This is a genomic window from Deferrisoma palaeochoriense (assembly GCF_054656955.1).
This window is the reverse complement of sequence record NZ_BAAHXI010000154.1, coordinates 1-1,192: the sequence shown is the minus strand read 5'-3', so window position 1 is coordinate 1,192 and position 1,192 is coordinate 1. Positions and strand designations below refer to the sequence as shown.

Sequence of the window (1,192 nt, the reverse complement as noted above, 5' to 3'; positions counted from 1 at the left end):
TCCTACGATGAAATCTTTCAAGCACCTCCGCGTTTACCTGGGTTGACAACCAACCGTAATTGAGCTGAAGCTTACCGTTCGTATAAATCGTGAAGACAGAAATGGTCTTGCCCTCCCTTAGATAATGAAAAGTAAAAGATCCTGTTTGCACTCCCGTTCCAAACCACACCCTGTCCGCTGCAACCTCCGCCCACCCGTACAGGTCCTCCACGATGGTGGCAATGCCCGGGTCGACATTCTCTCGAAGCACTTCAAAGAACTCATCTCGGGTCCATTTCTTTCTTTTTCCATCCCCTTTCGCGGTTGGCTTTGTGGAAAGCCCGTACAATTGCGGAACAAGGATTTCAATCCCGCTAGCCTTAAACCGGCGAACCTCGAGCGCGTGCAACGAGAACGCAGACTCGCTGCGCTCGTTTACGTACCGAATTATGCGCCTCAATTCTCCGTTCATCTGGTCTACAACGATGACCAAGATGAAACTCCCGCTGGCCAAAGACTGAGTGACCCCTTCCTCGAAACTGCTCTGATCCCACTCCCCAGCTACTGCTTCCTCGATAAGATTCGGCAAGGCTTTGCCCTTTAATCGCTGGACCCGTCTATCAACCTCTTTGTAACTCATACCCCATAGGAACGAGGCGTACTCCAATATCTGGCCTATAACCTTTCGCCTACTCTCCGAATTCGCCGCAAGCTTGCATTCGATGATTGCAATATCTCCGTCGGCACTGAAAGCAAGAATATCCGTATTCCCAGAACCAGGAAGACCGAACTCACCAACAGCGAAAACAAGAGGGGAGACACCTTCCCGAATCTCCTCAACGGGAACCAGGAAAGGCGATTCAATAAGCAGATTCTGCAGTTCCACTTCAGCTCTGGCACTGACAAGATCCGCAGGCTCCCACTCTTTGGATTCCTTATTGCGGACAAGAATTTTCATAAGATTGCTCCGTTTGTACCAATGTCGGGCCTCCGAGCCGAGGCTGGAGGCTGGTACGCCCTTGACTATGTGAGTGGCCGATTGTCCTTCTCACCGGATCGCGGCAGAATGCGTCACCGGAACGCCCCGCGATGCCCGTCGGCCACAAAGATTGGCCGCCGTTCGATCCCGCGAACGATCACGTGCTGCATCAACCCCAGAATGTCGAGTCAAGCAGTCCGAAGCATGGGCCAAAAGCCATCCTCAAACGCTCGT

1 pseudogene is annotated in these 1,192 nt (G+C 52.4%); it reads right to left on the bottom strand.

Annotated elements, in window-relative coordinates:
* Positions 1–937, bottom strand: a pseudogene (locus tag ACYQ8L_RS18485) (hypothetical protein); the annotation flags it as partial.
* Between the last annotated feature and the right edge of the window lie 255 nt (positions 938–1,192).